We start from the raw sequence: 25089 nt of genomic DNA on the forward strand, positions 1-25089 counted from the left end.
CCGCCGACGTCCCGGCCGAGTGGATCGGCCGGCGGTCTCAGTCGCGGTATCCGCCGCGACCACCACGATCGTTGCGGTCGCTGCGGTGCGTGAAGTCGCCGGAGCGGCCACCACGGCTGTCGCCGTACTCGCGCTTGCCGCCACGATCACGCTTGCCGTGATCGCGACGGTCTCCCCCGCGTCGATCGTCGCCGCGACGGTCGTCGCGTCCGCGATACGAGCTGGGACGTCCGGACGGTGCGCCGGAGTCGGGCTGCAGCTGGATGAGCACGCCCGAGATGCGGGTGGAGCGCAGCGCGTCGAGGGTCTGCGGCGACAGATCCTTCGGCAGCTCGACGAGGCTGTGATCGGCACGGATGCTGATGTGCCCGAAATCGCCGCGACGCAGTCCGCCCTCGTTGGCGATGGCACCGACGATCGCACCGGGCTGCACGCGGTGACGCTTGCCCACGGCGATGCGGTAGGTGGTCATCTCCTGGCCGTCGCGACCGACCTTCGGCCCGTCGTCGAAGCGACGCGGCGGACGCTCGCGCGGTTCGCGCTCGCGGCGCGGCGGTGCGACCGGCTCGGGTTCGGCCTCCATGAGGAACGACTCGCCGTCGCGAGACAGCACCGCCAGCGCGGCCGCGATGTCGGCGAGCGGCACGTCGTGCTCGCGCTCGTAGTCCTCGATGAACGTGCGGAACAGCTGCAGGTGATCGGAGGCGAGCGCCTCGGTGATCGAGTCGTTGAACTTCGACACGCGCTGGGCGTTGACGTCCTCGACGGTGGGCAGCTGCATCTCGGCGAGCGGCTGGCGGGTGGCCCGCTCGATCGCCTTGAGCAGGTGACGCTCGCGCGGAGCGACGAACAGCAGCGCGTCGCCGGTGCGGCCGGCGCGGCCTGTGCGGCCGATGCGGTGCACGTACGACTCGGTGTCGTGAGGGATGTCGTAGTTCACGACGTGGCTGATGCGCTCGACGTCGAGACCACGCGCGGCGACGTCCGTCGCGACGAGGATGTCGAGCGTGCCGTTCTTGAGCTGGTTGATCGTGCGCTCACGCTGGGCCTGCACGATGTCGCCGTTGATCGCGGCGGCCGAGAAGCCGCGGGCACGCAACCGCTCGGCGAGGTCTTCGGTGGCCTGCTTGGTCCGGACGAAGATGATCATCGCCTCGAACGACTCGACCTCGAGGATGCGGGTCAGGGCGTCGAGCTTGCGCTGGTGCGACACCAGCACCCAGCGCTGGGAGATGTTCGAGGAGGTCGTGGTCTTCGACTTGACCGTGATCTCTTCGGGGTCGTTGAGGTACTGCTTCGACAGCCGGCGGATCGCGCCGGGCATCGTCGCGGAGAACAGCGCCACCTGCTTGGTGTCCGGGGTGTCGGCGAGGATCCGCTCGACGTCCTCCTGGAAGCCCATGGTGAGCATCTCGTCGGCCTCGTCGAGCACGAGGAATTCGAGCTCCGAGATGTCGAGGGTGCCCTTGGAAAGGTGATCGATCACACGTCCGGGGGTGCCGACGATGACCTGGGCGCCGCGACGCAGCCCCGACAGCTGCACCCCGTACGCCTGGCCACCGTAGATGGGCAGCACGTGCAACCCGGGGATGTGCGCCGAATACTTGCCGAAAGCCTCTGCGACCTGCAGCGCGAGCTCGCGCGTGGGCGCAAGGATCAGCGCCTGCGGACGCTTCTTCGAGGTGTCGATGCGGGACAGGATCGGCACCGCGAACGCGGCGGTCTTGCCGGTGCCGGTCTGAGCGAGACCGACGACGTCCCGTCCCTCCAGCAGCGGCGGGATGGTCGCCGCCTGGATCGGCGACGGGGACTCGTAGCCCACATCCGAAAGCGCTTGCAGCACACGGGCATCGATGTCGAGATCGGCGAACGTGGGGGTGGCGTTTTCGGCGTCGGGGTCTTGCACAGTATCACTCATTTGACCTGCAGTTTATCGGATGAGCGTCGCTGACCTCGAATCATCGGCGCCCCGACCTCCCTCCGGCACCCTCGAGTCGCCGGTCCGGAGCCGTCGCGGCGAGGTGTTTCGCCCAGCGTCGCAGCGCGGGCCGCACCGGTGGATATTCGAGCCCGTGCCTGCGCGCGAACGCAGTGGCCGACGCCGTCGGGTACGTGTCGGTACTGACGAAGCTCAGCGTTTCCTTCTGCGCCCCGGTGAGCCACGCCGGCAGGATCCGCAGCGCGACGACGGGAACGAGACGACGCGGCGCGGGCACACCCAGCTCCCCCGCGACCAGGGCGACGAGTTCGGGCAGCGCCGGCGTCGCGTCGTCGAGAACCCAGTACGCCTGCCCCGCGGCCTGCGGGTCCCGCGGCACGAGCGCCAGGAACCGTGCGAGGTGGTCGACGGTGACGACGGGCACCACGGTGCCCCGGGAGCCGGGCACCGCCCGCAGCTGCCCGCGGGACAGTTGCAGCACGAGTTCCGCCAGGCCCAGGTACTGGTCGGCCTCCCCCGTCCGGGAGTCGCCGATCACGGTGCCGGGATTGACGACGGTGAGCGGGACGTTCAGCGCGGCCGCGAGCGCGCGCACCACCGCGTCGGCTTCGATCTTGGACGCTTCGTAGGCGCCGAGCCTGCCGTAGATCCGGCGCCGGTGACGCGGCGGCCACGGCACCGGCATCGTCGGATGCGCACCGACGCGATACCCGCTGACGTGGATCAGCCGGCGCGCCCCGGACGCGGCGGCGAAGCGGGTGATCTTCTCGGCCAGAACGACATTCACCGCGCGCGCCGCCTGCGGTGTCATGCCGAAGGCGAACGCGGCCGCGAGGTTGTGGACGTCGCGCACCTCCGGCACCGCCGGTTCGAGGGAGATCTCCGCGGCGTCGGGATCGAAGAGGTGAACCGAGAGCCGGTCGATCGGCACGCCGTCGCCCGCGAGCCGCTCCCGGAGCCGGGCCCCGGATTCCGCCGAGCGCACGACCGCGACGATCCGGCCGTCGTCCGGTCCGGTGAGCAGTTCGCGCAGCAGCCCGCGGCCGATGAAGCCCGTCGCGCCGAACACCACGGTTGCCCCGTTCGTCGCTGCCCCGTTCATCGTGAGGCTCCGATCAGGTCGAGCACGACGGCCTTCGCCTCGTGCAGCGGGGCGGTGTCGCGTCGCGCCCGCGCAACGACGGTCGCGCCTTCGACGAGACCGACGATCGCACCCGCGAGCGCTGCCGGGTTCGGCACGCCGTCCCGGACGAGGAGCTGCTCGAGGACGACCCGCCACGACTCGTACACCCGGGCGCAGCTCTCCTGCAGCGCGGGGTTCTCGGCGGCGGCGTCGACGGCGACGGACGCGACCGCGCAGCCGGCCGCGAAATCGGAGCGTTCGAGCCGGGCAGCGAGGTCGTCGAACACGGCCGAGACGACGGCGCCGGCGCCCCGGCCGTCGGCGATCAGCGACTCGAGCAGGCCGGTGAACTCCGCGCCGACCCGGTCGAGGGCGGCGACGACGAGCTCGTCCTTGCCGCCGGGGAAATGGAAGTAGAGCGAGCCGCGCGGTGCCGCGGCGCCGGCGGTGATGTGTGCGAGCCCGGTGCCGTGGTAGCCGCGGGTCTGGATGAGTTCGAGCGCGGTGTCGATCATGCGCGTCCTGGTTCGCGCTCCCTTGGTGGTCACGCCAAAATAATAGACCGGTCTACATATTTTAGGTAGGGGCCACACCGCCGACGGGCGTCGATGTGTGCGTTGGCACACTGAACGAGTTCTCGTTGCAGACCGAAAGGACGACCCGGTGTCGGAGCCCGTCAGCATTCCCACCCACTGGTACAACATCGCCGGCGACCTGCCTGTCGCTCCGCCGCCGCACCTGCACCCCGGCACGAAGGAACCGATCACGGCGGACGACCTCGCCCCGCTGTTCGCGAAGGGCCTGATCGAACAGGAACTGTCCACCGAGACGGACATCGAGATCCCCGAACCCGTCCGCGATGCCTACCGCAACTACCGCACCACCCCGCTGATCCGGGCGCGGTCGTTCGAGAAGGCCCTCGGCACCCCGGCCCACATCTACGTCAAGTACGAGGGCGTGAGCCCGGTCGGCAGCCACAAGGTCAACTCCGCGGTCGCGCAGGCGTACTACAACTCGATCGACGGTGTCACCCGGCTGACCACCGAGACCGGTGCCGGGCAGTGGGGTTCGGCCCTGTCCTTCGCGTGCGCGAAGTTCGGGATCGACCTCGAGGTGTGGCAGGTGCGCGCGTCGTACGATTCCAAGCCCTACCGCCGGTTCCTCATCGAGACCTACGGCGGCACCGTGCACGCGAGCCCGTCCGAACTCACCGACGCGGGCCGCCAGGTCCTCGCCGACCATCCGGACACCCCGGGCTCCCTCGGCATCGCCGTGTCCGAAGCCGTCGAGGTCGCGGTGAAGGACCCGGCCGCCCGCTACACCCTCGGCAGCGTGCTCAACCACGTCGTGCTGCACCAGACCGTGATCGGCCTCGAGGCCGTCGCGCAGCTGCGCGCGGCCGGTGAGGAGAACGCCGACGTCGTGTTCGGCTGCGCAGGCGGCGGCTCGAACCTCGCCGGTCTGGCGTTCCCGTTCATCCGCGAGGTGCTGCACGAGCGTGCCGCGACGCGCGTGGTGGCCGTCGAACCGGCCGCATGCCCGTCCATCACCCAGGGCGAGTACCGCTACGACCACGGCGACATCGCGGGCCTGACGCCGCTGCTCAAGATGCACACCCTCGGCCAGGACTTCATCCCGGATCCGATCCACGCCGGCGGGCTGCGATATCACGGCATGGCGCCGTTGCTCAGCCACACCGTCGAGCTCGGCTACGTGCAGGGACAGTCCGTGGCACAGACCGATGCCTTCTCCGCGGCGGTGCTCTTCGCCCGGAACGAGGGCATCGTGCCGGCGCCGGAGTCGTCGCACGCGATCGCCGCGGCCGCGGAGTACGCGCGGGGCCTCACCGAACCCGAGGTCATCGTGATCGGCCTGTCCGGCCACGGCCAGCTCGATCTGCCCGCCTACCACTCGTACCTGTCGGGCGAGCTCGACCGAGATCCCCCCGGTCCGTCCGGGCGGTGAGTGCTCGCCCGCCCGGGCGGACCGTCCCATACTGGAGGTGTGGGGTACGCCACACGCGAGGAGGCAGGCCGGCGACTCGCCCGGTCGGCCGGGCACCTGCGCGACGCCGACCCGGTGGTCCTCGCACTACCTCGCGGCGGCATTCCCGTCGCCCGTGAACTCGCCGCAGCCCTCGATGCGCCCCTGGACGTCCTCGTGGTGCGCAAACTGGGCGTGCCCTGGCATCCCGAACTCGCGATGGGCGCGATCGCCGAAGGACCGGGTCCCGGAACCGCCGGGGAATCGACCACGCAGGACGCCGTCTTCCGGGTCCTCAACGACGACGTGATCCGGCGCGGGCGGATCGCCCCCGAATCCGTGGCGGCCGTCGAGCGACGCGAGCTGGCCGAACTGGCTCGACGTGCCGATTGCCTGCGTGCCGGTCGCACCCGGGTGCCGCTGGAGGGCCGCACGGCGATCGTCGTCGACGACGGCATCGCCACAGGTGCGACGGCCGCGGTGGCATGCCTCGCCGCGCGCGCCTCCGGAGCGACCCGGGTCGTCCTCGCGGTGCCGGTGGCCTCCCCCGACGCACTGCGCCGGGCCGGCCGGACGGCCGACGAGGTGATCTGCCCGTGGACGCCGGTGGACACCGACAGCGTCGGCGCCGCCTACGACGACTTCCATCAGCTCGGCGACGACGAAGCGATTCTCCTTCTCCGAAATACTGGTACTTCCGGTACCGGGAAATCCGACGAGACGATCCGATAGTGGCAATCCTCGTTACCGGCGGGTAGCATTGTTACCTGGATCACTGCCTATCGGACTGTAAAAAGGGGGCAAAGCGGTCCGAGGGTAATGCATTTCCCAACGACGTGTGATGCAATGCACACCGACAGCACCTAACGATGGAGGGGTCACAGTGAGTGAGATTGCCGTACCACAGTCGTTCTCGATTCCCGAGAACACGTCGATGGCCGACAGCGTCTTCCGGCACGAGAAGGAGTCGCCTGAGTTCGTGCCGTTTGAGCGACTGGTCGACGGCAAGTGGGTTCCCGTCACCGCCCGCCAGTTCGCATCCGAGGTGCGCGCCGTGGCGAAGGGCCTGATCGCGTCGGGTATCGAGCTCGGCGACCGCGTCGCGGTCCTGTCGGCGACGCGCTACGAATGGGTCCTGCTCGACTACGCCATCTGGGCCGCGGGCGGTGCCACCGTGGCGATCTACGAGACGTCGTCGGCCGACCAGGCCCAGTGGATCCTCGAGGACTCCGGGACCAAGCTGCTCATCGTCGAGAACTCCGGCCACGTCGACACCGTCCGCGAGGTCGCCGAGAACGCCCCGACCGTGCGCGAGGTCCTGCAGATCGAGCCGGCGCCGGGCGGCAAGAGCGCGGTCGACGAGCTCATCGCACGCGGCGCAGCGGTCACCGACGAGCAGGTCGAGGAACGGCGCAACTCGGTCACGGCCGAATCCGCGGCGACCCTCATCTACACCTCCGGCACCACGGGCCGGCCGAAGGGCGTCCAGCTCAAGCACCGCCACTTCGCCTCGGAGTCCGCGGCCTGCGGCCTGGCCCTGCCCGACTCGATGCACGAGGGCCAGCGCACCCTGCTGTTCATCCCGATGGCACACGTCTTCGCGCGCCTGATCTCGTTCGCGGCATTCGACAGCAAGGTCACCGTCGGTCATACCTCCGACCTGACGACGCTGCTCGACCAGTTCGCGGTCTTCAAGCCGAACTTCATCCTCTCGGTGCCCCGCGTGTTCGAGAAGGTCTACAACTCGGCGAAGCAGAAGGCCTACGACGGCGGCAAGGGCAAGATCTTCGAGAAGGCCTCGGAGGTCGCGATCGAGTACAGCAAGGCCCTCGAGAACGGCGGCCCCGGCCTCGGCCTGAAGATCCAGCACTTCGTCTTCGACAAGCTGGTCTACGGCAAGCTCAAGGCCGCGCTCGGCGGCAACGTCACCCGGGCCGTCTCGGGCGGCGCCGCACTCGGCGCACGTCTCGGCCACTTCTTCCGCGGTGTCGGCGTCACCATCTACGAGGGTTACGGCCTGACGGAGACCACCGGCGGCATCATCATGAACACCCCGGCCGCCCAGAAGATCGGCACCGTCGGCACGCCGTTCAACGGCTGCGCCGCGAAGATCGCCGAGGACGGCGAGCTCCTCCTCAAGGGCCCCCAGGTGTTCGACGGCTACTGGCAGAACGACAAGGCCACCGACGAAGCCATCCGCGACGGCTGGTTCCACACCGGCGACATCGGTGCGATCGACGAGGACGGCTTCATCTCGATCACCGGCCGCAAGAAGGAACTCATCGTCACCGCGGGGGGCAAGAACGTCGCCCCGGCCGTCCTCGAGGATTCGCTGCGCGCCCACCCGCTGATCAGCCAGGTCATCGTGGTCGGTGATTCCAAGCCATTCGTCGGCGCGCTGATCACCCTCGATCCGGAGGCGCTGCCGGGCTGGCTCGAGCGACACGGTCTGCCGGCGGAAACCACGGTCGCCGATCTGATCAAGAACCCCGACCTGATCGCCGAGATCGACGAGGCGGTTGCCGAGACCAACAAGAAGGTCTCGAAGGCCGAGGCGATCCGCAAGTACCGCCTCCTCGAGACCGATTTCAGCGTCGAGAGCGGCGAGCTGACCCCGACGCTCAAGCTCAAGAGGAACATCATCCACGACAAGCACGGCGCCGAGATCGCAGCGATCTACAACTGAGGTTCCACACCGTCGACCGGGCCCCTCGTCACCGCGAGGGGCCCGGTCGTTTCTCGGGGAATCTGGGAATCCGGTCGGCCACGTCGCCCACGAACGCGGCAATATCCGAAGTCACCCTGCGATGTACGGGTTCGTGCAACAGGTCGTGCCCGGCATCGGAATACTCGCACCACTGTGCCCCGGGCAGCGACGACGCCCACTCGCGTACCGGGTCGATGGGGGCCAGCCGGTCGTCGACGCCGTGGACCAGCAGGACCGGCAGGTCGCTCGCGCCGAGCGCTTCGGCCGTCTCCGGCAGGGCCGCGGTGCGCGGCGTACCGCACAGCACGACGCCCGCGAGGCGGCTACCACCGGAGGGATCGGCATCCAGCGCCGTCAGGACCGTTGCCGCCCCCAGCGAATGGCCCATCACCACCAGCGGCAGACCGGACTCGGCGGCGAGGCCGGTGAGCACGCCGAAGTCCTCGGCGTGGAACTCGACGTTGCCCGGTGAGCCGGGTTCTCCTTCGGAGAGCCCGTGTCCGGCGAGGTCGAGTCCCCACCACGCGATGCCGTGGGCGGCGAGGCCGGAGGCGAAACGGTGGTAGTGCCCGGTGTGCTGCCCGAAGCCGTGCGCGAACACCACACCGGCTCTCGCGTCGTCGACGGTCCGGCACCGCCAGTGGACCCGGCCGACCGACCCGGGGAAGAACGTCAACGGCATGGCCTCATTGTGGCCGGAGCCGGAAGGTCACCAGCAGCCGCCCTCACCGCGATAGGTGGGAACCTCGGTGCGTCCGTTCTCGTCGACGAGGTACACCCGGTCGAACCTCTCGCACAGTTCGCCGGCCTTCGCGTGGCGGAACCACACCCGTCCCCCGACGGGGATCGACGCGGCAGCGCGACCGCGCACCGGGGTCTGCACCTCGCCGGCACCTTCCGTCCCCAGCAACTTCAATCCCGCAGGACGGACCGGGCGCGGCACCCGTGAGGCGCCGGTCGGGCCGGACGCGATGTACCCGCCGCCGAACAACGTCGTGACCGACGGTGACGGTTTGCGTACGGCAGGCAGCGCGAAGAACATCGACGGGTTCGGGGTGAACGCCCGGTAGCCGTCGAACAGGGTGGGCACGTACAGCCCCGATCCCGCGGTGGCCTCGGTGACGACACGATCGGCGGTGGTCACCTCGAGCGAGCCGGTTCCGCCACCGTTGACCAGTTCGAGGTCACCCACGACCGCACGCACGGCCTCCACCACGGCGCGGCGGCGCGAGGAGAGATCCCGCGCCGACAGTCCCTTGACGAGCCGTACCGGCAGCGACGAGTCGGGCAGGCCCGCGATCTGGGCCTCGTAGAACATCACTCCGACGACGTCGAATCCGGCGGCGTCGGCGCGACGGGCCAGGCCGGAGGCTGCCTCCGGGTCGCGCAGCGGAGAACGGCGCACACCGAGATGGAGCGGACCCACCCGCAACGACGCATCGATGTCCAGGCAGACCTTCGTCCGGAAAGTGTTCTTCCCCAAAGCCGTACGGATGATGTCGAGGTGCTCGGCCGAATCGACCATGAGCGTGATCGCCTGCACCGCGTCCGGCGACACCGCGAGCTTCCCGAGCGCCGCCCGGTCGACCGTGGGGTAGCCCATCAGGATGTCGCGCGCTCCGTGCTCGACGAGCCACAGCGCCTCCCGTAGCGAGTACGCCATGATGCCGCGAAAACCGCCGCGGGTGGTCAGTTCCGGGCCGAGGACCTCGGCGAGGACGGCACGACAGCGCACCGATTTGCTCGCGACCCGCACGGGCACACCGTTCGCGCGGCGGATCAGGTCGTCGGCGTTGCGCCGCAGGGTGGGCAGATCGACGGCGGCGAACGGCGGGTCGAGGTCGGCCGTCGCCGCGTGCACCCGGTCGAGGGCGGCGTCGTGAACGGAAGCAGCACGGAGCACGGGCGATCCCTTCGAAAAGGTCGGGTCGGGTCAGGAACGTTCTACGGCACGGGTCGCGATGATGTCGGCGACGACTCCCAGTTCGGCCGTGGCCGCCTCGCCGTCGCGATCGACGAGCCACCGGAGCACGACGCCGTCGAGCACGGACAACGACAGTCGTGCGAGCGTCGAAGTGGGCAGCGACCATTCGACGCCGCACCGCTCGGCGCAGGTGTCGAGGAACAACTGGGCCTGCTTGTCCATCAGGCGGTACTGCTCCACGGCGATGTCGCCGCCGGCGGGACTGCCATCGGTGCGCTGCCGGAGCGAGTAGGCGGTGATCTCGTAGGTGAGGGTCTGCAGCCCCGGCGTGGATTCGATCGTCGACCACATGGAGCGAAGGCCGGTGTGGAGCATCGAGCGGAGACAGTCGACTCCGCCGGTCTGCTGCGCGTCCTCGGGCACATCGAAGGCCGCGTGCATGGCTCCGGCGAGTTCGCCGACGACGGCGTTCGCCATGGCGACGACGAGGGCTTCCTTGCTGTCGAAACAGTAGTGGACAACGCCCAGTGACACTCCGGCCTTCTCGGCGACGGCGCGGACCGTGACGGCTCCGACTCCCCCGCCCTCCGCCAGTTCCAGTGCTGCTGCCACGAGTTGGGCGCGGCGCTCGTCAGCAGGCAACCGATTCGGCATGACCCTGATGGTAGAGGTCGGGAAAGGTTCACGAGCAGGTGTTGACTTGGACGCTTGTCCAGGTCGAAGATGAGGCATGTCCACCTGGCACAATTGGGCTCGCACCGAGAGTGCGGCACCTCGCCGTTTCGAGACCCCCGGCAGCACCGACGACCTCGCGCGCGTCGTCGTCCGCGCCTCCGAGCAGGGCGAACATGTCAAGGCCGTGGGCGCCGGGCACTCGTTCACCGGCGCGGCCGTCACCGACGGCACGCTCATCTCGCTCGACCGGATGTCCGGTCTCGTCGCGGTGGAACCGTCGGCCACCGGCGCGCGCGTCACCGTGCGGGCGGGGACGCGACTGCGCGGCCTGGGCGACCTGCTGTGGGCACAGGGCCTCGCCGTACCGAATCTCGGCGACATCGACGTGCAGTCCGTCGCCGGCGCGATCTCGACCGGCACCCACGGCACCGGCGCGACCTTCCGCGGACTGGCAGCAGCCGTGTGCGGCGCGACGATCGTGCTCGCCGACGGCCGGATCGTCGACTGCTCCCCCGAGCACGAGCCCGACCTGTTCGAGGCCGCCCGGCTCGGCCTCGGCGCCCTCGGCGTGCTCGCGACCGTGACGCTCGATTGTGTCCCCGCATTCCGCCTGCGCGCAGAGGAAGCCCCCTCGTCGCTCCGCACCACACTCGATGTCCTCGACGAACTGCGAAGCGGTGTCGACCATTTCGAGTTCTACTGGTTCCCACACACCGACGGCGTGCTCATCAAACGCAACACCCGCCTCCCCGGTGAGGCACCGGTGCAGCCGGTCGGGCGGGTGCGCACCCTCCTCGACGACGAACTGCTCTCCAACGGCGCCTTCGCACTCCTCCAGCAGGTCGGGACGCGGGTTCCCGCCACCATCCCGGCGCTGAACCGGGTCGCGTCTCGGGCGTTGTCCCCGCGCACCTTCGTCGACCGCAGTTACCGGGTGTTCGCCTCCACCCGCCGGGTGCGGTTCCGGGAGATGGAGTACGCGCTCCCCGCCGAGCACCTTCCAGCGGTTCTGCGCGAGATCGATGCGTGGCTGCAGCGCACGGACGTTCGTGTCGGTTTTCCGGTGGAGGTGCGGTTCGCGCAGGGCGACGATGTCTGGTTGTCCACGGCGCAGGGCCGCGATACCGCCTATGTGGCCGTGCACCAGTACCATCGGCGCGACCACACGCCCTACTTCGACGGTGTCGAGCCGATCCTGCGCGCCGCGCAGGGACGCCCGCACTGGGGCAAGCTCCATTCCCTGACCGCGGACGCTCTACGCGAGCTCTACCCTCGGTTCGACGACTTCCTCGCCGTGCGCGACCGCGTGGATCCGCACCGCACCTTCACGAACCCGTATCTGCGCCGCGTCCTGGGCGAATGACGCCCGAGCCGACTCACCCGGACGGACTCAGAGGAAGGCGGCGTCCCACGAATTGCGCCGGAGCACATCCCGTTCGGCATCGGTCAGACCGAGCTGATCCTTCAGCCCTGCGAGGTTGTCGTCGACGTAACCACCGAAATAGCCGGGATCGTCCGAGTGCACGCTCACCGACAGGCCCGCCTCGAGCATGCGGCGCAGCGGATGGTCGGCGAGCGTATCCACCACGCGGAGGCGGACATTCGAGAACGGGCAGACGGTGAGGGGAATGCTCTCGTCGACCAGGCGCGCGACGAGTTCGGGATCCTCGAGCGAGCGGATGCCGTGGTCGATGCGCTCGGCGCCGAGCAGATCGAGCGCCTGCCGAACATATTCCGGAGGTCCCTCCTCCCCCGCGTGCGCGGTGATGTGCAGCCCTTCGGCCCGCGCCCGCGCGAAGACGTCCTCGAACAGTGACGGCGGGTGACCGACCTCCGCCGAGTCCAGGCCGAGAGCGATGATCGGCGCACCGAGGCGCAGCAGTTCGCCGAACACCTCATGCGCTTCGGGCACGGGGCGATCGCGCACGATCGACGCGATCATCGCCGCATCGACCCCGAACTCCCGGTGTGCCCCGGCGACCGCGTCGGAGAGCCCGGCTACGACCTCTGGCAGCGGGACACCGCGCGAGGTGTGGGCCTGCGGATCGAAGAAGAACTCCGCGTGGGTGACACCCGCCCGCGCCGCACGAGCGAAATAGGCGCGGGCGAGGTCGGCGAAGTCCTGCGCGGTGCGCAGGACCTCCATGTTCGCGTAGTACAGGTCGAGGAACGACTGCAGGTCGGTGAACTCGTAGCGGCTGCGCAGATCGTCGAGATCGCGATAGGGCAACTCGATGCGGTTCCGCTCGGCGAGGGCGAGGATCAGCTCGGGTTCGAGCGTGCCCTCGATGTGTACGTGCAGTTCTGCGAATCCGTCGGTCACCTGATCCTCGTCATCTCTCGTTCGGTCTTTCAGCGACCCTTCCACACCGGAGCTCAGCGACCCTTCCACACCGGAGCTCAGCGACCCTTCCACACAGGGGGTCGCTTCTCGGCGAATGCGGTGGCGCCTTCACGCGCGTCCTCCGAGGTGAACACGGGCGCCATGATCTCCATCTGCTTCGCGAATGCTTCGTCGCTCGACCAGTCGGCCGAGCGGACGATGATCTCCTTGGTCGCCGCCACGGCGAGCGGTCCGTTCGCTGTGATGCGCTCGGCCAGTTCGAATGCACCCTCGAGTGCCCCACCGGGTTCGGTGAGACGATTGACGAAACCGTATCCGTAGCCTTCCTCGGCGGTGAACGCGTCCCCGGTGAGGGCGAGTTCGAGGGCCTTCTGGTAAGGGATACGCGACGGCAGGCGCAGCAGGCCACCGCCACCGGCGACGAGGCCGCGCTTGACCTCCGGGATGCCGAACTTCGCGTCCTTCGCGGCGACGACGAGGTCGGTGGCCAGGACGAGTTCGGTTCCGCCGGCGAGGGCGAATCCTTCGACGGCGGAGATGAGCGGCTTGCGCGGCGGCGCCTCCGTGAAGCCGAGACCCTTACCGGGCACGACCACGTTCTCGCCTGCGACGAACGCCTTGAGGTCCATGCCCGCGCAGAAGTTGCCGCCGGCGCCGGTGAGCACACCGACCGACAGGGAGTCGTCGCTGTCGAGCTGGTCGACCGCCTCGGCGAGCGCGTGGCTCACGGCGGCGTTGACGGCGTTGCGCGCCTCGGGCCGGTTGATGGTGATGACGAGAACGCGATCGCGTCGTTCGAGCAGGACTACGTCGGACATGGACACACCTCTCCACTACGAAAAATGCCGGTTCATCGGGTTACAGGCTGTATACCGGACGGGAACCCGTTGCAGGGTTCACGACACCCGGACGGCGATCTGATCGACGAAGCCCTCGTCGTCGATGCGCACCTGATCGCCCGTGCGGAACCAGCCGTCCTCCGTGAACGTCTCGTCCGTGGCGCACGGATCGCGCCAATAGCGGCGGGCCACGCTCGGTCCGCGACAGAGCAGTTCGCCGACACCGTGCTCGGCATCGGGCCCGAGCAGCGCGATCTCGATCCCTCCGAACGGCACTCCGACACTGCGGGGATGGCGGGAGCGGTGTTCCGAAGGCAGCAGCAGACCGATCCCTCCCGTCTCGGCGACTCCCCAGCCCCGCACACACCGCGAGGTGGGGAAAGCTGCGCGGAGGTGCCGCCACGGTGCGCGGATCACGCGCGATCCCGAGACCACGACGGTTCCCCCGGAGGCGAGGGTGGGCAGCAACTGGACGCTGCATCCGACCGCCGTGGACAGCGGCGCCGTCAGCACGGTCCGTACGCCGTCGCCGACGAGATCCATTGCGTGGGCGACGGCCTCGATCGTCGACAGCACGTTGGTGTTCGTCAGTTCGACGCCGCGCAGTCCACCACCGGCGACGCGCACGTAGTAGAGCACCGCGAGCTCGTCCGGTGACGCACCTCCGTCGAGGAAGGCGACACCGTCGGGCAGATCGGAGTCCAGGGTGAGAACCGCACCGCTGTGGACCCCGATCTCCGCCGTTTCCTCGGGGCTGCAGCTCGGGTCGGGGAGCACCGGAACACCTCCGGCAAGGACCACGCCCAGGAACCCGATCAGCCAACGGACCCCGTTCGGCTGACAGACGACCACCCGGTCGGTGGGGCCGACCCCCTGATCGAGGAGACCACCGGCGACGCGGGCGGCGGCGGCCCACAGTTCGCGGTAGGTGAGTGCGCGGCCGCATCGGTCGACCACCGCGACGCGGTTCGCGAAACGCAACGCACTCCGATCGAGCAGCTCGGCGATGCACGGCTCCAGGCAGTCGTACTGGAGGATGCCGCTGTCGCGGCGAGTGACCCGATCGTCGCGGAGCCAACGACTCCCTGCCGGAATTTCCACTACGGCCACCGACATGCCACCTCCCACCCGGCGTGCGTGCCTGCACTATATGGCGTGGATCACAGCCATGTGAGGAAACGGCGGGTCACGGACAACCGGGGAAGGTGCCGCAGGGTGGTCGCTGGAACGTCCGTCAGGCGCTCGCTGCCGCCGAACGCTCCTCGGCGGCACGCTGTTCCTTCTGGCTCGCGGGACGGTCGAAGGCGAGCGCGGCCACGAGCCCGATGAGCAGGATGCCGGCGGGAAGCCACAACGATTCGGCCATCGCCGCGGCGAACGGTTCGTGCAGGGGCTCCGGCAGGACGGAGCCGGACGTCTCCATCTCCGGCGCCCCTCCTCCCCCGCCGACACCGTTGGCGCTCAACCGCGCCGCCATGATCGCACCGAGAGCGGCACTCCCCATCACCGCGCCCACCTGACGCGTCGTGTTGTACACACCGGAACCCGCCCCGGCCCGGCTCGGTGCGAGACCGTTCGTCGCGGTGGCCGAGAGCGGCGACCAGATGCCCGCGTTCGCCACCCCGATCAGGGCGATCGGCAGCAGCAACTGCCAGATCTCCGCGTCGGGGGTCATCACCAGCGCGAGCCAACCCAGCCCGATCGTGAGCAGCGAGAAGCCGGTGCCGGCGATCAGCCGTGGATGGACCCGGTCGACGAGCCTGCCCACGAGCGGCGCGAGCACACCACTGAAGACCGCCATCGGCACCATGAGCATCGCGGCGCCGGTCGGGCTCAGACCGCGCACCGACTGGGCGTAGAACATGATCGGCAGCATGACGCCGGTGATGGCGAAACCCATCGTCGCGATACCGATGTTCGCCAACCCGAAGTTGCGGTCCCGGAACAGCGACAGCGGTACGAGCGGTTCACCGCGGTTGAGCGACTGCTGGACGACGAACACGACGAGCAACACGATGCCCAGTCCGATCAGCACCCACACGCGGGCGGTCCACTCGAACGAGTTGCCCTCCTGGATCCCGAACACGAGGCAGAACAGGCCGGCGCCGCTGAGCAGCATGCCGAGCACGTCGAACCGGTGCGGGCTCGTGGGCAGCACCGGCACGTACCGCACTGCGAGCGCGAACCCGACGATCCCGACGGGCACGTTCACGAAGAAGATCCATTCCCAGCCCAGCCCGTCGACCAGGACACCGCCGGCCAGCGGCCCGACGAGCGTCGCGACCCCGGCCACGGCGCCCCACAGGCCCATCGCGGTCCCGCGCCGCTCACGCGGGAAGATCCGGGTCACCACGGCCATGGTCTGCGGCGACATGAGCGCCGCGCCGAATCCCTGGAACACGCGGGCGACGATGAGCATCTCGATCGTCGACGAGAAACCGCACCACAACGACGCGATCGTGAACAGCACCAGCCCGCAGAGGTAGACCCGGCGCTGGCCGAAGCGGTCGCCGAGGCGGCCCGTCACGAGCAGCGGCACCGCGTAGGCGAGCAGATAGGCGCTCGTGACCCACACGACGGCGGCGATGTCGGCCCCGAAGGTCCGCATGATCGCCGGGTTGGCGACGGCGACGATCGTGCTGTCCACCAGGATCATGAAGAAGCCCAGGCACAGAGCGCCCAACGCCGCCCAGCGGGCACCGTCGGACATCTCCACCGCCACATCGGACCCGCGTTCGCGCGTGTCCACCCCGCTGTCGTCGCTCACCGGACCTCTCCCCTCGTCGGCGGTCTACGGTAGCGGGGTGGACCCGCACATCTCGAGCATCGCCGCCCTCGCGTGGTGTCGTGCACTGGGCCTACCCGACGGCGCACTCGTCGAACCCGGGTGCGTGACGCGTGTCGACGACTCGTTCCGCGACGTCCGACTGCTCGCCGTGGGGCGCGCCACCGCGATCGTCGGACCCGACTCCGCGGTCTCCCGCCTCGCGGCCGAACCCGACCCGGCCGAGATCGATGCCCCGAACGCCGAGCTCGTCGTCGCAGGCCACGCGGGTCGCACGGAGATCCTCGCCCTGTGCACCGACTGGATCGACGCGACACGCGTCGAGAACCCGCTCATCTCCGACGACCCCGAGGACCTCGCCGAACTGCTGCGGTGCTGCCCGCCCGACGACGTCACCGAGGCCGAACTGTCGCCGACCGGGCCGTCGCGCGTGTTCGTATTGCTCGACGACGATCACCGTCCCCTCGCCGGCGCGGCCTACAGCGAACTCGGGTCGTTGCTGGCCGATGTGCGGGTGCTGACGACACCGCCGGCGCGCCGGCTCGGGCTCGCCTCGACGGTCGCGACGCTGGCGACCCACGACGCGCTCGACGCCGGACTCGTCCCGCTGGCCCGCATGCGCCGCGACAACCGCGGTGCCCGGACGGTCGCGGCGGTGTCGGGATACGACATCTGGGGAACCCTCGTGACGGTTCGGGTTCCCCCCGGGAAGTGACGAGTGTGCACGGAAGGATGCGTAGGTGACCGAGAACAAGTACGTCGAGCCGGGTGCGGAGTTCGCCCGCGACACCAACTACATCCGAACCCGCATCACCGCGGACGGGCGCGACGGCTATCCCGTCGAGTCGGGGCGGTACCGGCTCGTCGCCGCCCGGGCGTGCCCGTGGGCCAACCGCACCCTCATCGTGCGGCGGCTGCTCGGTCTCGAGGACGCTCTGTCGCTGGGACTGTGCGGCCCGACGCACGACGAGCGCAGCTGGACGTTCGATCTCGACCCGGGCGGGGTCGACCCCGTCCTCGGCATCCCGCGACTGCAGGACGCGTACTTCGCGCGATTCCCCGGATACGACCGCGGCATCACCGTCCCGGCCGTCGTCGACGTGCCCACCGGGCAGGTCGTGACGAACGACTATCCGCAGATCACCCTCGACTTCTCCACCGAGTGGACGCAGTTCCACCGCGAGGGCGCCCCGGATCTGTATCCCGAGGAGCTACGAGGCGAGATCGACGAGGTGGCCGAGCTCGTCTACCAGGACGTCAACAACGGCGTGTACCGGTGCGGTTTCGCCGGTTCGCAGGAGTCCTACGACAAGGCCTTCGACCGTCTCTTCGCCCGCCTCGACTGGCTCGAGGAACGCCTCGGGGCGCAGCGCTATCTCGTGGGCGAGACCATCACCGAGGCCGACGTGCGCCTGTTCACCACGCTCGTCCGGTTCGATCCCGTCTACCACGGGCACTTCAAGTGCAACCGGAACCGGCTCGCGGACTTCCCGGCGCTGTGGGCCTACGCGCGCGATCTGTTCCAGACACCCGGCTTCGGCGACACCATCGACTTCGTTCAGATCAAGCAGCACTACTACCTCGTGCACACCGACGTCAATCCCACGGGCATCGTGCCGAAGGGACCGGACCTGTCGAACTGGCTCGATCCGCACGGCCGTGAGGCGCTCGGCGGGCGGCCGTTCGGGGACGGCACACCGCCGCCCCCGCCGCGTCCGAGCGAGGTGGTCCCCGAAGGGCACGGCACGGTCGCCCGCTGATCCCCTGCGACGCTGACCCCCTGCGACGGTTCCTACGGCCGGCGGGGCCGGTAGGTGCCGATCGTCCAGTACACACCGTGCGGGTCCCGGCAGGTGAACCCGTGCGATCCGTAGTCCTCGTCGCGGAGTTCGACGGTCACGGTCGCACGGACCGCCGGGTCCTCCGCCTGCGCCGAGGCGAGCACCCTCTCGTACAGGGCATCGACGGTGACGTCGTCGGGAAGCACGAGATAGGCGGCGCCCCTGTCGGCGTGCTGGTCGAGCGGCGACCCGCGACCGGTCGAGCCGAGCATGACCCCTCCGCCGTGCGGCCAGAGCAGGGCTGCGTGGTCGACGCGATCCCCTTCCCCGTAGACCTCCGCTTCGGCGAACCCGAGGGTGTCCACGAGGAAACGGATCGCGCCCCGGGCGTCGGTGTAGGCGAAGCACGGCCACACCGTGTCGACGGTGGGTGTGAGGGTGGTCGACTGCTGCGTGGAATTCGTTGTGTACGTCATGTCTCCGAGTGTCGGCCCGGAACCCCCCGGTCGTCTTGGACGAATGGGAACACCTCGTCCTCGAGCCACCGCGACGGCGGGACGCCCGCCAGATCGCGCCAGTCGCGGGCGAGATGCGCCTGGTCGTAGAAGCCGCACTCGGCGGCGACATCGGCGAGGCGGCGGCCGGGGTCGGCCCGCAGCATCCGTCGCGACCGGTCGAAGCGCGCCACCCGGGCCACGTCCTTCGGGGACAGTCCGAACTCGGCGGCGCACCGGTTCGCGAGGTGTCGCCTGCTCCATCCGAGTTCGTCCGCAACAGCGCGGACCGGGCGAGCCGGGTGCGTCACGAGCAGGTGCCAGGCGTGGACGAGGTGCCCGTCCGGACTCGTCGACCGTGCGGCGACCAGGCGGCGGGTGAGAATCCGGTCGAGGACGGCGAACCGCTCGTCCCACGATTCGACCGCGGAGATCCGGTCGAACAACTCCCGGCCGTCGGCGCCGATGACGTCCTCGAGATCGACGGCCCACGGCCCGAGCGCGGCGGCGGGCACACCCAGCAGGGCGCGCGCACCCGCGGGGGTGAGCGCGAGTTGGATCCCGTGCTGCCGGCCGTGGTGGACGATGGGCACCGGTTGCGTCGACAACCCTCCGGCGAGCGCGTCGAAACGTTCCGGGCACCGTCCGTCGCCCCGCGAGAGTTCGACGGGTTCGGAGATCGTGAGGATTACGGTGACCTCCGGAGAGGGCATACCCAGATGGGTCCCCGACGGGAAACCGTCGAGCCGATACCCCTCGTACGACCGTACGTAGGGTGTCAGCAGGGGTGTCGGACGCCGCCTGGCGCCGTCAGACTCACCGACTGCGGACCCGGTCATGGCACCAGCGTAGTGAGAGCAGTCCGGAAGACAAGAGCACCGGAGAACAGGGGCACGATGAGCAACAAGGCAGGCGTCGCAGAGGCCTTTATCGTCAAGATGCTGGACAACGGCGCGAGGCTGCAGGGCCCTGCGGTGGCCAAGTACGTCGATCTCATGCGGCGCTCGCACCCCGACGAGTCCCCGGCGCAGATCATCGAGCGGCTCGAGAAGCAGTTCCTGCTGACCGTCACCGGCAGCGGGTCCGCGGCGGGCGCGACCGCAGCCTTCCCCGGCATCGGGACACTCGCGGCCATCGGCGCGGTCGGCGCCGAGACGGCCTTCTTCTTCGAGGCGTCCGCGCTGCTCACCCTGGCCATCGCATCGGTGCACGGGATCGAACCCCACAACCACGAGCAGCGCCGCGCGCTGGTGCTCGCCGTCTCCCTCGGTGACGCCGGCCGGGAGATCGTCGCGACCGCGACCGGCGCGTCGCTGCGCAACTGGCCCAAGGCGCTGACCACCGGCGCGGGCGGCACCCAGCTGAAGACGCTGAACAATTCCCTGGTCAAGAAGTTCATCCGCCGGTACTTCGCCAAGCGCAGTCCGCTGCTGATCGGCAAGCTCGTCCCCGCTGGTATCGGCGCCGCGATCGGTGGCGTCGGCAACCGTGCGCTGGGCAAGCGCACGATCCAGAACGCCCGCGACGCCTTCGGTCCACCGCCGGCCGCGTGGCCCGTCGCACGTCCCGTCCTCCCGGCGAGCGGAGAGGCACCGGCGCTCGACACCGGTGTTCCGGTCCCGAAGGACTGACCGTGCCGGCCGACGGGAAGGTGTTCGTAAGGGAGTCCGGTGCGGGACCACGCACCGTCGTTCTGCTGCACGGCTTCTCCGATCACGGCGGTACGTGGTGCAAGGTCGCGCCCGCGATCGCCGAACGGCACCGGGTGCTCGCGGTCGACCTGCCCGGTTTCGGACGTAGCGCGCAGCACTGGGAGACCCCCGTGCTCGACCACTATGTCGACGTCCTGGACGAGCTCGTCGACGACGTTCCCGAACCGGTGTCGCTGGTCGGGAACTCGCTCGGTGCGGTCACCGCACTGGTGTTCGCGTCGGTCCACCCGTCCCGGGTCGACCGCGTGGTGCTCGCCGACATGCCGGGTCTCGCCGGGATCCCCCGGTGGTGGACGCAGGGTGCACGCATGCCGGTCGAACTGTCGCGCCTGCTGCCCGCTCCGGTGATACAGCAGGCCATGGGTGCCCTGTACGCGCGGGCCGCCGTGCACCGGCGCGGCACCTTCGACCGGGCGGCGCGCACGGCGTTCGCGGCGAACTACGCGACCCGCGAGCAGGTCGACACGCTGCTGACCGTGGGCCGGCACGCGATCGGTGAGCTCGGCCGACTGCCGATCCCGGAGATGGTGCACGCCCTCGACATGCCGGCCCTGCTGGTGTGGGGTGCACAAGACCGGTTGACGCCCGCTCACGCCGCACGACGGGTGCAGGCCGGCGGCCGGAGACGGGTGGTGATCATCCCCGATGCCGGGCACTGTCCTCAGCTCGACGCGCCCCGCGAGTTCCTCGACGCCGTCCTGCCCTTCCTCGACTGACCCGTAAGCTCACGGCGACCGCGGCACCAGCCGCACCCATATCTCGACGACGCGGGGGTCCGAATCCGTGACAGCACCGTCAACGCAACCGCCGTACGGCACACCCGATCCCCGGGTGCCCTCGGGGGCACCGGGCGCGGGGATCGCCGTCCACGGCCTGAACAGGACGTTCGGTGACCACACGGCCGTATCGAATCTGTGGTTCACGGTGCCGCCGGGCTCGATCACCGGCTTCCTCGGACCCAACGGATCGGGCAAGACCACCACCCTCGGCATGATGCTCGGCCTCGTCCGGCCGAGCGCCGGGAACGCCTTCGTCGACGGCGTGCCGTTCACCTCCCTGCAGCAGCCTGCACAGGTCGTCGGAGCGGTGCTCGACGCGCGCAGCGCCCACCCCAAACACCGGGCGCTGACACACCTGCAGATCTACTGTGCCGCGATCGGCGTGCCCGACGAACGGGCGAGGCAGATGCTCGACCTCGTCGGCCTGGGGTCGGTCGCGCGGCGTCGCATCGGGGAGTTCTCCCTCGGCATGCGGCAGCGACTCGCCCTGGCGACGGCCCTGCTCGGACAACCGCGTTATCTCGTGCTCGACGAACCGGCGAACGGACTCGACCCCGAGGGCATGGCCTGGCTGCGCGACTTCCTCCGCGCATTCGCCGCCAACGGCGGGACCGTGCTGATCTCGAGCCACATCTTGCGGGAGATCGAGCAGATGGCCGACCGCCTCGTGATCATCGCGAACGGTCACCTGGTCGCGGAGACCTCGATGACCGATCTGCGCGACGCCTACCGCTCGCGGGTGTTCGCCGCGGCCTCCGACCCGGCCCGCCTCGCGACCGCACTCGCCGCGGCCGGGCACACCGACGCGCAGGTGCAGCAGGACGGACGGCTCGCGGTCGTCGGTGTGACTTCCGACCGCATCGCCGAGATCGCCGCGACCGCGGAGGTGACGCTGTTCGGGACGAGTGTCGAGCACGTCGATCTCGAGCAGGTCTACCTGGCGATGACGGCCGGTCGCTACGCGGCCGCGCCGGTCGCGCAGTATCCGGGGCACGGAGCCCACCATCCGCCGGGCGGGCAGTATCCGCAGGGCCCGCAATACCCGAGTGCCCAGCAGCACCCGCAGGCCCAGCCGTATCCGAACGGCCAGCAGTATCCGAACGGCCAGCAGTATCAGCAGTACCCGACCGCACAGCAGTACCCGAACTCACAGCAGTACCCGCAGTCGCAGTGGGGACAGCCGAACCGACCGCCGACCGGGCAAGGAGGTCCCACCGCATGACCGCGCTTCTCACCGCCGAGTTCCGCAAGGTCCTGAGCCTGCGCTACTGGTGGATCCTCGGCATCGCACCGCTGCTGGTGGGACTGTTCTGCGGGGCGCTGACGCTGCCGGTCGCGCGGCAACTCGAACTCGGCTTCGGTGACGGTTTCGCCGAGGCCGTCGCCGCCGCGGTCGGCATCTCCCTCTCGTTGTCGCTGGTGTTCCTGTTCGCCGCGATCTTCGGCGCGGTGGCGACGGGCAGCGAGTTCGCGCACCGAACGATCGTGACGACCTTCCTCACCGCGCGGGGACGCGACCGGGTCGTCGGCGTGAAGTTCGCGACCGTCGCCGTGATCGGGCTGCTGTACTGCATCGTCACGGAAGTCGCGGCGGCCGCGACGCTCGTGTTGTTCGGTGGGGGCTTCGACGGTGCCGACCTCGGATCGGTCGCCAAGGTGATGGGCATCGGTCTGTTCTGCGCGCTGATGTGGTCGCTCATCGGAGCGGGGCTGGGTCTGCTCACACGGTCGACGACGGGCAGTGTGCTCGCGATCTGCGCGTGGGTGCCGTTCGGGGAGCTGATGGTCTCGGTCGTCCTGCACGGTCTCGGTCTCGGCGCGATCGCGTCGTACCTGCCGGCGCAGGTGACCTGGTACGTGCTGTTCTCCGCGGTGTCGATGCCCGAGGACGTGACACTCGAGATGACGTGGCCGGCGGCCCCGCTGCTCCTGCTCCTCTGGACCGTGGTGCTGGGCGGCCTCGGCTGGTGGCGCGCCCGCACCGCCGACGTCGTCTGACACGTTCGATCACCTGCGTCACCGGCCCTCCCCGAGCGGCTCCGACGTGCCCTGTCGTCGCTCGGCGCTAATGTCGGTTCGATGGCACACGACCCGATTCCGCGCTCGCCGGGATGGATTTCCCGGCTCGTCGCCGAATGCCTGAAACACCGCAGAACAGCCGTCGGGGCGCTGGCCGTCACCGTCGTCGCCGCCCTGATCGACATCGCCTTCCCACTGCTGACGAAGGTCGCGGTCGACAGCGCGACCGGGCAGGGCGACGTGCCCGCCGACGACCTGCGCCTGATCGGGCTGGCCGCGGCTGCGATCGCGGCAGGTGCGGTGATCCGGTTCGGCTGCCAGTACGGGCGCCGCATGCTCGCCGGACGCCTGTCGCTCGACGTGCAGCACGACCTGCGGTTGCGCCTGCTCGGCTCACTCCAACGTCTCGACGGCCACGGTCAGGACCGCATCCGCACGGGTCAGGTGGTCTCGCGGTCCATCACCGACCTGCAGCTCGTGCAAGGGCTGCTCGCGATGGTGCCGATGTCGGCGGGTGCGCTGCTGCAATTCGTGCTCGCGCTGGTGATCATGACGACCCTCTCGCCGCTGCTCACGCTGGTCGCGGTGGTCATCGTCCCGATCATCGCGGGTCTCGTGCGGGTCGTGCGCCCGAGGCTGTTCGCCGCGACCTGGTCGGCGCAGCAGCGCGCGGCCGATCTCGCCCAGCACGTCGAGGAGACGGTCACGGGCGTGCGGGTCGTGAAGGGATTCGGGCAGGAATCGCACGCGGTCGACCAACTCGAGGAGCACGGTCGCAGGCTGTACGCGGAGCGTCTGCGTGCCGCCCGAATCAACGCGTGGTTCTCGGCGCCGATGGGTGCGATCCCGCAGTTCGGGCTCGTCGCCACCATCGCTCTCGGCGGCTGGCTCGCCCTCGAGGGCGGAATCACCGTGGGCACCTTCGTGGCGTTCACCGCCTATGTGGCGACGATGACGGGGACGACCCGCACCCTCTCGCAGGTCGTGATCATGGCGCAGCTGTCCCGCGCCGCCGTCGAGCGGGTGTACGAGGTGATCGACACCGAACCCGACGTCGCCGATCCCCCGCATCCCGTCGAACTGCCCGACGGTCCGCTCGGGGTGCACCTGGAGGACGTGACGTTCGGCTTCGACGACGACCGGGACGTACTGCGCGGCCTCGACCTGGAGATCGCGCCCGGCGAGACCGTCGCGATCGTCGGCCCGGCCGGGTCGGGCAAGACCGTGCTGTCGCTGCTGCTCCCCCGCTTCTACGCGCCACACCGCGGGTCGGTGTGCCTGACCGCGGACGGCCGCGACATCGACGTCGCCACGCTCCGCGCCGACGATCTGCGCGGGGCGGTCGGCCTCGTCTTCGACGAGCCGTTCCTGTTCTCCGACACGGTCGCGTCCAACATCGCGCTCGGCCGGCCCGACGCGTCGGACGACGAGATCCGCACCGCGGCCGCGGCGGCACGCGCCGACGACTTCGTCGAGGCCCTCCCCGAGGGTTACGACACGGTCGTCGGTGAACGCGGCCTGACACTGTCCGGTGGGCAGCGGCAGCGGGTCGCGCTGGCGCGGGCACTGCTCGTCGATCCGCGGGTGCTGATCCTCGACGACGCGACCTCTGCGGTCGACGCCGAGACCGAGGCTGCGATCTACGGCGCGTTGCGGGCGGGTCGGCGCCGCACGACCCTCGTGCTCGCCCATCGGCGGTCGACGCTCGCACTCGCCGACCGGGTCGCCGTGCTCGACGAGGGACGCATCGTCGACATCGGGACGGTCGACGAACTCGAGGAGCGCAGTCCCGTCTTCCGGCGTCTGCTCTCGACCGACGACGACGCCGCACCGGCACCGGAACGCCCGGTTCCCGCCGGTGAGTTGTGGCCCGAGGAACCGGACGACGATGAGCCGTCCGGTACCGTCCGGAATCTTCCGGCGGTCGGTGGAGGTCGCGGCGGACCGGCGGGCAGTGGTGGCCGCGGCGGGCCGGTGTCCGGGGC

23 protein-coding genes are annotated in these 25089 nt (G+C 69.8%); 11 read left to right on the plus strand and 12 right to left on the minus strand.

The annotated features are described in order from the left end of the window. Window positions 1–37: 37 nt before the first annotated feature. The 3 genes from QR64_RS16510 to QR64_RS16520 are packed head-to-tail and all read right to left on the minus strand — an operon-like array spanning window position 38 to window position 3610. Window positions 38–1918 (minus strand): DEAD/DEAH box helicase, encoded by a 1881-nt coding sequence (locus tag QR64_RS16510; RefSeq protein WP_039586265.1) that lies wholly within the window; start codon window positions 1916–1918, stop codon window positions 38–40. A gap of 40 nt (window positions 1919–1958) precedes the next feature. Continuing rightward, window positions 1959–3041 carry an SDR family oxidoreductase gene (locus tag QR64_RS16515; protein ID WP_039586267.1) on the minus strand — a complete coding sequence of 361 codons (1083 nt, stop codon included), beginning with the start codon at window positions 3039–3041 and terminating at the stop codon, window positions 1959–1961. Then, window positions 3038–3610 carry a TetR/AcrR family transcriptional regulator gene (locus QR64_RS16520; RefSeq protein WP_039586269.1) on the minus strand — a complete coding sequence of 191 codons (573 nt, stop codon included), beginning with the start codon at window positions 3608–3610 and terminating at the stop codon, window positions 3038–3040. The genes QR64_RS16515 and QR64_RS16520 overlap by 4 nt, the downstream gene beginning before the upstream one ends. Before the next feature lie 115 nt (window positions 3611–3725). Here QR64_RS16520 and QR64_RS16525 point away from each other — a divergent pair, with 115 nt between their 5' ends. The 3 genes from QR64_RS16525 (at window position 3726) to QR64_RS16535 (ending at window position 7731) form a co-directional block, all read left to right on the plus strand. After that, entirely contained in the window at window positions 3726–5027 is a 1302-nt protein-coding gene (locus tag QR64_RS16525; RefSeq protein WP_039586270.1) for a TrpB-like pyridoxal phosphate-dependent enzyme, read from the plus strand. Window positions 5028–5066: 39 nt separating this feature from the next. Further along, entirely contained in the window at window positions 5067–5777 is a 711-nt protein-coding gene (locus QR64_RS16530) for a phosphoribosyltransferase (protein ID WP_024103477.1), read from the plus strand. Window positions 5778–5928: 151 nt separating this feature from the next. Further along, on the plus strand, window positions 5929–7731 hold the full coding sequence (locus QR64_RS16535) for an AMP-dependent synthetase/ligase (RefSeq protein ID WP_039586272.1): 1803 nt from the start codon (window positions 5929–5931) through the stop codon (window positions 7729–7731). 28 nt (window positions 7732–7759) lie between these two features. On the opposite strand, the gene QR64_RS16540 is transcribed toward QR64_RS16535, so the two are convergent. Genes QR64_RS16540 through QR64_RS16550 form a run of 3 tightly spaced genes read right to left on the minus strand, consistent with a single transcriptional unit; the run spans window position 7760 to window position 10330 of the window. Continuing rightward, window positions 7760–8434, minus strand: a complete 675-nt coding sequence (locus QR64_RS16540; RefSeq protein WP_033097316.1) for an alpha/beta hydrolase — start codon at window positions 8432–8434, stop codon at window positions 7760–7762. A gap of 27 nt (window positions 8435–8461) precedes the next feature. Further along, window positions 8462–9655 (minus strand): alanine racemase, encoded by a 1194-nt coding sequence (locus QR64_RS16545; RefSeq protein WP_006553919.1) that lies wholly within the window; start codon window positions 9653–9655, stop codon window positions 8462–8464. Between the two features lie 30 nt (window positions 9656–9685). Then, window positions 9686–10330, minus strand: coding sequence for a TetR/AcrR family transcriptional regulator (locus QR64_RS16550; protein ID WP_024103473.1), 645 nt, complete (start codon window positions 10328–10330; stop codon window positions 9686–9688). 76 nt (window positions 10331–10406) lie between these two features. On the opposite strand from QR64_RS16550, the gene QR64_RS16555 reads away from it, so the two are divergent. Continuing rightward, entirely contained in the window at window positions 10407–11714 is a 1308-nt protein-coding gene (locus tag QR64_RS16555) for a D-arabinono-1,4-lactone oxidase (protein WP_039586273.1), read from the plus strand. A 27-nt stretch (window positions 11715–11741) separates the two neighbouring features. On the opposite strand, the gene QR64_RS16560 is transcribed toward QR64_RS16555, so the two are convergent. The 4 genes from QR64_RS16560 to QR64_RS16575 form a co-directional block, all read right to left on the minus strand. Then, the gene (locus QR64_RS16560) at window positions 11742–12674 is read right to left on the minus strand and encodes an adenosine deaminase (protein ID WP_039586275.1); all 933 of its coding nucleotides are present in this window, start codon (window positions 12672–12674) and stop codon (window positions 11742–11744) included. Between the two features lie 77 nt (window positions 12675–12751). Next, entirely contained in the window at window positions 12752–13513 is a 762-nt protein-coding gene (locus tag QR64_RS16565; RefSeq protein WP_024103470.1) for a crotonase/enoyl-CoA hydratase family protein, read from the minus strand. 78 nt (window positions 13514–13591) lie between these two features. Further along, a complete protein-coding gene (locus QR64_RS16570; protein ID WP_006553915.1) occupies window positions 13592–14635 on the minus strand; it encodes a class I adenylate-forming enzyme family protein in 1044 nt (347 codons plus the stop codon). A gap of 133 nt (window positions 14636–14768) precedes the next feature. Beyond that, window positions 14769–16244 (minus strand): MFS transporter, encoded by a 1476-nt coding sequence (locus tag QR64_RS16575; protein WP_033097394.1) that lies wholly within the window; start codon window positions 16242–16244, stop codon window positions 14769–14771. 94 nt (window positions 16245–16338) lie between these two features. Here QR64_RS16575 and QR64_RS16580 point away from each other — a divergent pair, with 94 nt between their 5' ends. Both QR64_RS16580 and QR64_RS16585 read left to right on the plus strand, forming a co-directional pair. After that, a complete protein-coding gene (locus QR64_RS16580; RefSeq protein WP_039586278.1) occupies window positions 16339–17034 on the plus strand; it encodes a hypothetical protein in 696 nt (231 codons plus the stop codon). Window positions 17035–17059: 25 nt separating this feature from the next. After that, window positions 17060–18079 carry a glutathione S-transferase family protein gene (locus tag QR64_RS16585; protein WP_006554330.1) on the plus strand — a complete coding sequence of 340 codons (1020 nt, stop codon included), beginning with the start codon at window positions 17060–17062 and terminating at the stop codon, window positions 18077–18079. A 32-nt stretch (window positions 18080–18111) separates the two neighbouring features. Here the strand turns inward: QR64_RS16585 and QR64_RS16590 are convergent, their stop codons facing one another. Both QR64_RS16590 and QR64_RS16595 read right to left on the minus strand, forming a co-directional pair. Then, window positions 18112–18576, minus strand: coding sequence for a VOC family protein (locus QR64_RS16590; protein WP_039586280.1), 465 nt, complete (start codon window positions 18574–18576; stop codon window positions 18112–18114). Then, window positions 18573–19433 (minus strand): AraC family transcriptional regulator, encoded by an 861-nt coding sequence (locus tag QR64_RS16595; RefSeq protein WP_033097311.1) that lies wholly within the window; start codon window positions 19431–19433, stop codon window positions 18573–18575. Before QR64_RS16595 ends, QR64_RS16590 begins: the two co-directional genes overlap by 4 nt. Window positions 19434–19490: 57 nt before the next feature. Between QR64_RS16595 and QR64_RS16600 the strand changes: the two genes are divergently transcribed. The 5 genes from QR64_RS16600 to QR64_RS28105 form a co-directional block, all read left to right on the plus strand. Continuing rightward, the gene (locus tag QR64_RS16600) at window positions 19491–20225 is read left to right on the plus strand and encodes a hypothetical protein (RefSeq protein ID WP_006554327.1); all 735 of its coding nucleotides are present in this window, start codon (window positions 19491–19493) and stop codon (window positions 20223–20225) included. A gap of 2 nt (window positions 20226–20227) precedes the next feature. Next, window positions 20228–21022, plus strand: a complete 795-nt coding sequence (locus QR64_RS16605) for an alpha/beta fold hydrolase (RefSeq protein ID WP_033097309.1) — start codon at window positions 20228–20230, stop codon at window positions 21020–21022. Between the two features lie 67 nt (window positions 21023–21089). Beyond that, the gene (locus QR64_RS16610; RefSeq protein WP_411908085.1) at window positions 21090–22307 is read left to right on the plus strand and encodes an ATP-binding cassette domain-containing protein; all 1218 of its coding nucleotides are present in this window, start codon (window positions 21090–21092) and stop codon (window positions 22305–22307) included. Continuing rightward, the gene (locus QR64_RS16615; RefSeq protein WP_024103462.1) at window positions 22304–23083 is read left to right on the plus strand and encodes an ABC transporter permease; all 780 of its coding nucleotides are present in this window, start codon (window positions 22304–22306) and stop codon (window positions 23081–23083) included. Before QR64_RS16610 ends, QR64_RS16615 begins: the two co-directional genes overlap by 4 nt. 81 nt (window positions 23084–23164) lie before the next feature. Then, the coding region (locus QR64_RS28105) for an ABC transporter ATP-binding protein (protein ID WP_235367211.1) at window positions 23165–25089 on the plus strand (1925 nt) is incomplete at its 3' end.

Origin of the sequence: Rhodococcus sp. Chr-9 (assembly GCF_000801125.1) — a bacterium.
Taxonomy (GTDB): Bacteria; Actinomycetota; Actinomycetes; order Mycobacteriales; family Mycobacteriaceae; genus Rhodococcus; species Rhodococcus pyridinivorans.